Origin of the sequence: Aeromonas sp., from assembly GCF_050633025.1 — a bacterium.
Taxonomy (GTDB): Bacteria; Pseudomonadota; Gammaproteobacteria; order Enterobacterales; family Aeromonadaceae; genus Aeromonas.
This window is the reverse complement of record NZ_JBODRQ010000128.1, coordinates 1-9,373: the sequence shown is the minus strand read 5'-3', so window position 1 is coordinate 9,373 and position 9,373 is coordinate 1. Positions and strand designations below refer to the sequence as shown.

General features: G+C 58.5%; 7 protein-coding genes, 1 tRNA gene and 1 rRNA gene. All 9 read right to left on the bottom strand.

Annotated features, from left to right (window positions below):
* Positions 1–306, bottom strand: a 306-nt coding sequence (locus tag ACRAUW_RS14720) for a hypothetical protein (RefSeq protein ID WP_431362877.1), incomplete at its 3' end; no start/stop codon positions are given.
* 211 nt (positions 307–517) lie between these two features.
* Positions 518–1,954 carry an amino acid permease gene (locus ACRAUW_RS14715; protein ID WP_431362876.1) on the bottom strand — a complete coding sequence of 479 codons (1,437 nt, stop codon included), beginning with the start codon at positions 1,952–1,954 and terminating at the stop codon, positions 518–520.
* A 166-nt stretch (positions 1,955–2,120) separates the two neighbouring features.
* A complete protein-coding gene (locus ACRAUW_RS14710; protein WP_431362875.1) occupies positions 2,121–2,459 on the bottom strand; it encodes a tRNA-binding protein in 339 nt (112 codons plus the stop codon).
* Positions 2,460–2,535: 76 nt separating this feature from the next.
* Positions 2,536–3,981 (bottom strand): amino acid permease, encoded by a 1,446-nt coding sequence (locus ACRAUW_RS14705; RefSeq protein WP_431362874.1) that lies wholly within the window; start codon positions 3,979–3,981, stop codon positions 2,536–2,538.
* A 102-nt stretch (positions 3,982–4,083) separates the two neighbouring features.
* The gene (locus ACRAUW_RS14700; protein ID WP_431362873.1) at positions 4,084–4,539 is read right to left on the bottom strand and encodes a beta-galactosidase subunit beta; all 456 of its coding nucleotides are present in this window, start codon (positions 4,537–4,539) and stop codon (positions 4,084–4,086) included.
* On the bottom strand, positions 4,536–7,610 hold the full coding sequence (ebgA, locus tag ACRAUW_RS14695) for a beta-galactosidase subunit alpha (protein WP_431362872.1): 3,075 nt from the start codon (positions 7,608–7,610) through the stop codon (positions 4,536–4,538). Before ebgA ends, ACRAUW_RS14700 begins: the two co-directional genes overlap by 4 nt.
* A 321-nt stretch (positions 7,611–7,931) precedes the next feature.
* Entirely contained in the window at positions 7,932–8,897 is a 966-nt protein-coding gene (ebgR, locus tag ACRAUW_RS14690) for a transcriptional regulator EbgR (protein WP_016349032.1), read from the bottom strand.
* Positions 8,898–9,062: 165 nt separating this feature from the next.
* Positions 9,063–9,177, bottom strand: a 5S ribosomal RNA gene (rrf, locus tag ACRAUW_RS14685).
* A 27-nt stretch (positions 9,178–9,204) separates the two neighbouring features.
* Positions 9,205–9,280: transfer RNA gene (locus ACRAUW_RS14680), tRNA-Thr, on the bottom strand.
* Positions 9,281–9,373 lie beyond the last annotated feature (93 nt).

The window sequence follows — 9,373 nt, the reverse complement described above, 5'->3', positions numbered from 1 at the left end:
AGGACGTTTTCCAATACGGTGAAGTACGAGGTATTTTTTTGCACTGCAATCATAAGCAAATACTGGAGCATGCTCTTCATCAGAGAAGTGATTCATGGCCAGAATACCTTGCATACAGGCATTACTGACAGTGTCAGATGCTTCAACCAGCGCGTAGATCACCAGAAATTGGTCGCCATGTATTTTAAAGTGATAGGTGAAATTCCCTATTTTCCGAGAGAAAATACCTTCGCGGGGTAGTTCATCAGGGCAAGGAATACCCAATTTACTCAGTAGTACACACAGATAATCCGCCAACACCAACATGATTACGACACCTGAAGTAGATAAGACCAGATGATGCAAATTATATCGATGCCCCGGCAGTATCATATAAGATATGGCCCTGATTTATTAGCTCACGGTCAAATCCGGAGGATGTTGCGAAATGACACACTCTCCTGTATCTGCATTGTGAAGATTTGCCGGAACCAGAAACGAGAAGGAGACCCAAGAGACCCCCTTCCGCACCATTAATTTATCGGATTGCTCCGGCTTTTGCCTTCATCCCGCTGGCTTGCAGTTTCACCACCTGCCGCTTCTCGAAGCGGGAGATCCACCAGTAGGCCAACGCCGCAAAGACCGCCGTCATAAAGACGTTGATAAAGAAGGCGCGCACCAGGTCTACCCCGGCCGGGAAGGCGGAAGCGCTCATGCTCACCACGAAGATGGCGATCAGCACTGACACCACGCCCATCCCGAATTTGCGCGACCCCATACGGAACTCGCGGGGGGTGTCGTCATGTTTCCAGCGGAACACGAAGTAGGCCACCATGATGAAGATCGGCGGCAGCATGGCAGTCCCTGCAGTGAGATTGATGGCGGTGTTCATCATCTGCTGTACCGACTCGGAACCGAAGCCGTTGACCACCAGCATGGCGAACACGAAGACAAACTGCCACCAGGCGGCGCGCACCGGCACGCCGTGCTCGTTGAGCTGGGTGGTCTTCTCGCCGTAAACCCCCTGCGGGATCTCGGAGAAATGGATCTTCACCGGCGCCGAGGTCCACATCATCATGGAGCCGAACATGGCGATAAACAGCACCACGCCGACGAAGCGGCCCACCAGTGCCTCGGAGAGCCCGAAATACTGCGCCATGCCGGTGAAGATCTCCACCATGCCGCCGGCATAGGTGAGGCTCTCGCGCGGCACGAACACGTTCACCAGCAGGGAACCGACCGCATACATGGCACCGATGACGATACCGGCACTGATGATCACCTTGATGAAGGACTTCTGGCCCCCCTTCACGTCATTGAGGTAGGCCGCCGCCGTCTCGGCACCGCCCGCCGCCTGGAAGATCCAGCACATGATGCCCAGCGTCGCCCAGTTGACGGTGGGAGTCATCGCCTCCAGCGTGATGGGCTGGGCCGGCACATGATCGCCACTCAGGGCCATCAGGGCGCCCAGCACATAGATGGCGAACAGGGCAAACACCCCGTAGGCCACGATCTCGGCAATCTTGCCGAGCCAGCTCGCCCCCTTGGTCGAGATGTGGGTCGCCGCCGCAAACAGCACGATGGAGATGATCGAGGTGACCATGGGCGAGAAGCTGTACTCATAGCCCAGCATGGCGTAGGAGGCGTAAGCGATGACGTTTGGCAGCAGGGAGACAAACCAGAACAGGTTCACGAACCAGTAGAGAAACGAGCCCAGATAGGCCATCCGGGTGCCGAGCGGTTTTTTAAGCCAGTCGTACATCCCCGACTCGGAGTTTTTGTTGGCCGAGACGAACTCGGCGATGATGAAGACGAACGGGATGAAGTAGACGAGGGTCGCCAGCAGGAAGATGGGGGCGGAGCTGAGCCCCAGCTCGATGTTGTTGTTGACGATATTGCGCACGTTGAACACGGCGGCAAAGGTCATCGACAACAGGGCAAACTTGCCTATGGTGCCGCGTACGGATTCAGACATGGTGTCCTCCAGTGGACTTGCGCTCCCGGCGGGGAGCGCTGTGACTCTGTGATGTGTTCGGCAAGGGTCTGTCGGCCCCGCGCTTTACTCTCTTGTTATGATCGGGCCGCGTGGACGGCCTCGTTGCTGAACCGGTACCGTCTCCCGCACCGGCTCGCAATACCATTCAGACGATCGGAGTGCCCGGCGCCATCGGCACCCGCGGTTGCAACAGCACGCTCTGGCTCTCGTCCGGGGTCTCGGCGCAGAGCAACATGCACTCGGAACGCTCACCGCGCATCTTGGTGGGTTTCAAGTTGGTCAGTACCACCACTTCGCTGCCCATCAACTCCTCTTCGCTGTAGTAAGGCACCAGACTGGTGACGGTCTGCAGCGGCCGCTCGTCACCCACGTCGATCTGGACGATGTAGAGTTTGTCGGCCCCGGGGTGACGCACCACCTCCAGCACCTTACCCACCTTCATCTCGACCCGCTTGAATTCGGCAAACTCGATCGTCTCGCTCATGCTCTTTTCCTTTTCTGGTTCAACGGTTTGCGGGTGGCCAACGGCCACCCGGTTTGATTTGTATTCAATGCCGTGGCTATGGCGTCTGCATGGCAACCTGCGCCGCCGGCTGAGCCTCTTTGGCGCGCGCTTCGGCGCTGAGGGAGGCCTCGTATCGGTTGTATTTCCACCAGGCGAAGCCGAGGAAGATCACGATCCCGCCAACGTTGTAGAAGATGATGGTCATGATGTCGGCGCCGGTCGGGAAGGTGGAGGCGAGGAAGCCCACCGAGAAGATGGCGATCAGCACCGAGACCACGGCGATGCCGGTGGTGCGCGAACCCATCTTGAACTCCCGCGGCAGGTGGTCGAGCTTCAGACGCAGATTGAGGTAGGCCAGCATGATGAACAGCGGCGGCAGCATGGAAGCGGCAGCGGTCATGTTGATGACGGTGTTCATCAGATCCTGCGCGGTGTTGGAGCCCAGGGTCGGGATCACCATCAGCGGCAGCACGATGAGGTACTGGATCCAGGCTGCGCGGGCGGGCACGCCGTTCTCGTTCAGCTCGACCGTCTTCTTGCCGAAGATGCCGGCCGGGATTTCGGAGAAGAAGATTTTCACCGGGGTCGCCGTCCACATCAGCAGGGAGCCGAACATGGCGGTGAAGGAGACCAGCCCGACGAAGCGGTTCATCAGGATCTCCGGCAGGCCGAAATAGGCCGCCATCCCTTCAAACACCTGCACCGAGCCGCCGGTATATTTCAGGGTGCCGCTCGGTACGAACACATTGATCAACAGCGACGCGATGGAGTAGAGCACGCCGATAAAGATCCCGGCGACGATGATCACCTTCACGAAGGACTTGGAGCCCCCTTTCACGTCATTGACGTAGACGGCGACGGACTCTGCGCCACCGGCCGCCATAAAGATCCAGGTCGTAATACCCAGGAAGGCCCAGCTGAAATCGGGGACCATGGCCTCTACCGTGATGGGGTCAGCCGGCTGCACGCCGCCCACCAGAGCCGCGCCCGCCAGTAGAATGTAGGAGAGGGTCAGCAGCAGCATCAGGGACGAGGTCACCGAAGTGATGGGGCCCAGCATCTTGGCACCATTGGTGGAGACATAGGTGGCAAAGGCAAACAGCACCATGCTCAAGGCCGTGGTCGCCAGCGGAGTGAGAATGTACTCATAACCGAGGAAGGCATAGGAGGCGTAGGCGATAACCCGCGGCAGCAAGGAGGTGAAGAAGAAGAGGTTCACGAACCAGTAGGTGTAGGCGGAGATAAAGGCCCAGCGACCGCCGAGGGAGCTCTTCACCCAGGCATACACCCCCGCTTCGGAGTTTTTGTTCAGTGACACAAATTCCGCAATGATCAGGCAGAACGGAATGAAGTAGAAAATGGTGGCCAGAAAGAACATCGGGGCCGAGGCCAGACCGATCTCGATGTTGTTGTTGATGACGTTGTTGAAGCTGAATACCGCCGCGAAGGTGAGCGACAGCAGACCAAACTTGCCTATCGTATTGCGTTTGGAATCAGACATGGTGCATCTCCAGACCTGTAGTTATCTCGCGAAAGAGCGGGGCGTGGGTTGTAGGGTGAGCCCCGCCCTTCCGGCTTTTGTCAGTGCAGAACCAGCGGCTTGTTATTTGTTTTTGAAGTAGCCGCCTTCGACGGTGACCTTGATGATCACCTTGCGCACCGGGCTGTCACCGACGAACCGGTAAGCTTCGTCGTTCTCGAAGATCACCACCTGACCATTGCCGACTTTCTGGCGCTCGCGCACCTCGCCTGCCAGCCACTCGCGGTCTGTGGTGTCGTCATAGGCCTGCTCGACCGCCAGCTCGCTCTTGGCTGCCCACTCCACCGTCTCTTCCCCTTCCAGGTAGTAGTGAACGTCGAAGTAGCGGCGCTGCCCCTCGAACAGGGAGGTGGCCGGGCTGGCCCCCTCCTGCAAGCGGTAGGTGAGGGAGTCACCGATGGAGTGGCAGATACCGGGCTTGAGGTTGGCCAGGTTGTTGATGGCCTCCACGCAGCGGCCCCACTTCTTGCCCTCCCGGTAGATGTTTTTGAACAGGGTCAGGTTGTCCAGGGTGATCATGCGAGGTTCCTCCCGCCGTTGATGGTGAGATCGAGCCCGGCCAGCGCAGCCGGATTGAGATTGCCACGGGCGATGGGTAACAGGGTCAGGCCGAAGCTGAACGGCTCGAAGCGCACCCGCCAGGAGTCCAGCACCTCGGAGCCCCAGGAGTTGGAGCCCAACCCCAGCAGCTTGTGATCCAGATTGAGGGTGAGATAGCCACAGGACTCCAGCTCATTGATGTGCTGCGCCGCGTGGATATGCTCCCAGCTGTAGGGCCAGACGCTCAGGTTGATGGGGGCATCTGGCCGCACGTAGAGACCGGCGCCGTGACGGTTGGTCAGGGTCGCCCAGCGCACCTGCTGGCGGTTGCCGTTGTCCTGCGGGAAGGGGTAGTGCTCCCACATCTCGCCGACTGTGCTGTTGAAGCTATCGATCCAGTTGCTCTGGCGGCTGTCCTGATAGTTCTCGCCCGGCCCCATGCCGTAGTAGTGCACCCGGTCGAAATCCTGACGAATACCCAGCTCGAAACCGATCTTGGGAATGATGTCGTCATAGCCGCCGTAGGGCTGACCGGACAGCGCCACGTGCAGCTGGCCGTTCGGGCTCAGGGTGTAGACGTAGCGGCAGCGCATGCCGAAGTCGAACACCGGCGGCGCGACCAGACTCTCGACCGTTACCTCGACCGCCTCGCCCAGCTGACGCCAGCTCAGGGTGCGGAAGTGCTCCTGCATGATCTGCAGGTGATTCGGGTGCCACAGGCTCTCGTACTCCTGCTTGTGGTTGTCGATCATCGGCTTGAAGAAGGTGAGGCGCGGCGAGCGCTCAATCAGCTCATTGCCATCCTGCTGCCAGCTCACCAGCTTGCCGTCGAGACGCGAGAAGCGCAGGGCGAAACCAGTGCCGCTCAAGGTTAGAGCGAGCCGCTCGTCGGCAATCTGCAGCGCGGTGGCGTTGGGATTGGCGAAGGGTTGCAGCTGGCGAGTCGCCTCTTTCAGCTGGAACTGGTACTGGCCCAGCTCGTGCTCCGCCTCACTGTAACGTGTGGCGGTGGCCTTGATGACCCGCAGCTGGACGAAGGTCTCCCGCCCATCGAGGGAGGGCAGTTCAAGCTGCAGATCTGTGATGGCACCGGGGGCCACTCCTTCCAGGCGGATCTGCTGGCTGGCCAGCAGCTCGCCCTCGGCCTTCACCTCGACCAGCAGGCGGATGTCGTCGAGGGTGGAGAACCAGTAGCGGTTTTCCAGCTCAAGCTTGCCGCTCGCCAGATCCAGCGCCCGCACCTTGACCGGGCAGATCACCTGCTTATATTCACGCAGGCCCGGCCCCGGGGTCTGATCCGGATAGATGAGGCCATCCATGCAGAAGTTGTAGTTGTTGGGGTAGTCACCGTAGTCGCCGCCGTACTTGTAGACCGGGCGACCCTGTTCGTCCTGATCCAGAATGCCGTGATCGCACCACTCCCAGATGTAGTGGCCCTGAATGTGGGGATGGCGGTCGAACACCTGCTGATATTCGCTCAGGCCCCCTGGGCCGTTACCCATGGCGTGGGCGTATTCGCAGATGATGCGCGGCTTCTCCATCGGGAACTCGCCGAAGCAGTTCATCTGGGAGACGCGCGAATACATGGTGCTGACCACGTCCACCACCTCGGCATCGCGATCCTCTTCGTAGTGCACCAGCCGGGTCGGGTCGATCGCCTTGCAGCGGTGATACATGGCTCTGATGTTGCAGCCGTAGCCGGACTCGTTGCCGAGCGACCAGATGATGATGGAGGGGTGGTTTTTCTGGGCATGCACGTGGCGCTCGATGCGATCCACGAACACCGGCTCCCAAAAGGGGTCATCGGTGATACGACTGAGATCGCCGACGTTGGCAAAGCCGTGGGTCTCCACGTCGGTCTCCGCCATCACGAACAGACCGTACTGGTCACACAGCTCGTAGAAACGCGGATCGTTCGGGTAGTGGGCGGTGCGCACCGAGTTGAGGTTGTGCTGCTTCATCAGCACGATATCGCGCTCAACACGGTCCATACCGACCGCGCGGCTCTTGAGGTGGTCGTTGTCGTGGCGGTTCACCCCGTGCAACTTGAGGTAGTGACCGTTGACGTAAAAGAGGCCATCCTTGACCTTGATCTCACGCACCCCGACCCGCTGCGGGATCACTTCCAGCAGCTCGCCCTGACCGTTGTAGAGGGAGAGTTGCAGCTGATAGAGGTAAGGGTCTTCGGCGCTCCACAGATGGGGGTTGGCCAGATCCAGCGTGAAGTGGCAATCACACTTGCCATCGATGGCGAGATGGTCGAGCGAGCCGCTGGCGATCTCGCTGCCCTGATCCAGCAGCGACCAGACCAGACGGTGATCACGGGCAGCTGCCCCCAGATTCTCCAGCTGGATATCGCAGCTCAGGGTGGCGCTTTGATTGTCATCGGCCAGCGCGGTGCGGATGAAGAAGTCCTGCACATGGGCGGCCGGTTTGCCCACCAGATAGACGTCGCGGAAGATCCCCGCCATCCACCACATGTCCTGATCTTCGATATAGGTGGAGTCAGCCCACTGCATCACCCGCACCGACAGCAGGTTCTCGCCAACCTTGGCGTAGGCGCTGATATCGAACTCGGCGGTGAGGCGGCTCCCCTTGCTGAAGCCAACGTAGTGGCCGTTCACATAGACCTCGAAGTAGGTCTCCACCCCGTCAAACTTGATGATCACCTGCTCGCCGTCCCAGGCCGGGCTCAGCGTGAAGCTGCGCTGATAGGCGCCGGTGGGGTTGTTGGTCGGAACAAAAGGCACGTCGATGGGGAAGGGAAAACCTTCATCGGTGTACTGCAGCTGACCATGTCCTTCCATCTGCCACATGTTGGGCACGGTAATCTGGCCCCACTCGCTCATGGGGCTGTGATAGAAGGCCTCCGGCACCTGCAGGGGGTGGTCGAAGTAGTGGAATTGCCACTGACCGCCAAGGCCCAGAAAACGGCGGCTCAGCTCGCGCTGCATGGTGGCCGCCAGCGCGTGGTCGGCATAAGAGAAGAAGTAGGCACGCGGAGCCAGCCTGTTTTCACCAACGAATTGGACGTTTTCCCAGTTATTCACATGTCCTCCCGGAACAAGGCAACGTTAACTGGGTAAACCCTAGATAAACATTTACTAAATATCAGCTTTGGATTGGTAAAGTTTTAACCTGATCACAATGAACAGATGGTTTTGTGAGCGAGATCAGAAGCGGGAGATAAAGGAGGGCAAGATATGGATGAGTGGCATGGATGTTGATAATAGTTGGCTGATTAGCAATAAAATCAACTATAAAACAATATGATATGAAGTTGTTGGATGATATGGGAAAGAGGTTTGCTTGGGAGAGGTGTCGCACCACCGCAAGATGGCGCGACTAAAAAGCAGAGCGTTTTACTAAAATTAGCGAGTGGTGCCACGCAGGGTCAGCTTGCTCGGTACCAACACTCGGAGTGGAATATCACGCTCGTCTCGCAGCCGTTCAACCAGTAAATTGACCCCCTGGGAGCCCATCAACTCGGAGTGGATCCGCACTGTAGAGAGTGGCGGAAAAGTGAACTTGGCAGTCGGAATATCGTTGACGCTGATAAGCTCGATCTGCTGGGGAATAGCCAGTCCCTTCTCGTGGATGGCACGCAGCACACCAATGGCGATGGAGTCGGAGGCGACAAACAGCGCCTTGGGCCAGTCGCCGGTCAGCATCTCCTTCGCCAACTGGTAGCCGGAAGCGCTGGAGAAGTCCCCACGATAGAGATCGCTCTCCTGCACCACCCCCAGCCGCTGGCCATAATCCCGGAAGGCCAGTTCGCGCAGATCCGGATTCTCGTCCTGGCCACCGATATAGCCGATGCGCTGGTGCCCCTGCGCGATGAAGTAATCGACTACCTGCTGGCTGATCAGGGCGAGATCCACATCGACCGAGTCGAACTCTCCCTGTGAACGGCAGTCGACAAACACCAGCTGGCTGGAACAAGCCCTTAGCTGGACGAGACGCTCGGCTGTGAGGGTACCGACCACCAGAATACCATCCACGGCGCTCAGTTCGCGCCCTTCACCGCAGTTGTAGAGATGGGTCAGCTCGATATTGAGGCGGGCACTCTGGGTCTCGATGCCATAACGGATAGCGAGATAGTAAGGGTCATTGACCTCGGTACTCTGGGGATAGGCATAGACCACCAGAAAGTGCAGCTTGCTCTTGTGTACCCCCTTGCGGGCGCTGCTGGTCTTGTACTCCAGCCGCTCGGCAATTTCGAAGATCCGCTGCTTGGTCTCTTCCTTGACGCTCAGGCTGGGATCCTCGTTCAGTACCCGGGATACCGTCGCGAGAGAAACCCCCGCTTCCTGTGCAATTTCCTTCAACGTAGCCATCAATACCTCGCTGGCAGCATCACGTGTTAATCGGTAACGGCTAAAGAGTAACGGGCAATCCCTTGATAGCCCAGCACTTTTACTAAAATGCCGGCGGGATGGCAGATTTTTGGAACGCAGAAATGCAAAAAGGCCTCCCGAATGGGAGGCCTCTTCTAAATAGGTGCCTGACAGTGTCCTACTCTCGCATGGCGAATGCCACACTACCATCGGCGCTACCGCGTTTCACTTCTGAGTTCGGCATGGGATCAGGTGGTTCCACGGCGCTATTGCCGTCAGGCAAAAGCTTTTAAAACTAACTTGAAAATGGTGCTGATACCCAGAATCGAACTGGGGACCTCATCCTTACCAAGGATGCGCTCTACCGACTGAGCCATATCAGCACACTAACCGGTAAAGACCACGCTGGGCGTAATCTTGAAATTGGGTGCCTGGCAGTGTCCTACTCTCGCATGGCGAATGCCACACTACCATCG

Excerpts from the sequence above, each read along its gene's own strand:
- ACRAUW_RS14700 (WP_431362873.1), bottom strand. The coding sequence starts at position 4,539 with ATGATCACCCTGGACAACCTGACCCTGTTCAAAAACATCTACCGGGAG.
- ACRAUW_RS14705 (WP_431362874.1), bottom strand. The coding sequence starts at position 3,981 with ATGTCTGATTCCAAACGCAATACGATAGGCAAGTTTGGTCTGCTGTCG.
- ACRAUW_RS14715 (WP_431362876.1), bottom strand. The coding sequence starts at position 1,954 with ATGTCTGAATCCGTACGCGGCACCATAGGCAAGTTTGCCCTGTTGTCG.
- ACRAUW_RS14710 (WP_431362875.1), bottom strand. The coding sequence starts at position 2,459 with ATGAGCGAGACGATCGAGTTTGCCGAATTCAAGCGGGTCGAGATGAAG.
- ebgR (WP_016349032.1), bottom strand. The coding sequence starts at position 8,897 with ATGGCTACGTTGAAGGAAATTGCACAGGAAGCGGGGGTTTCTCTCGCG.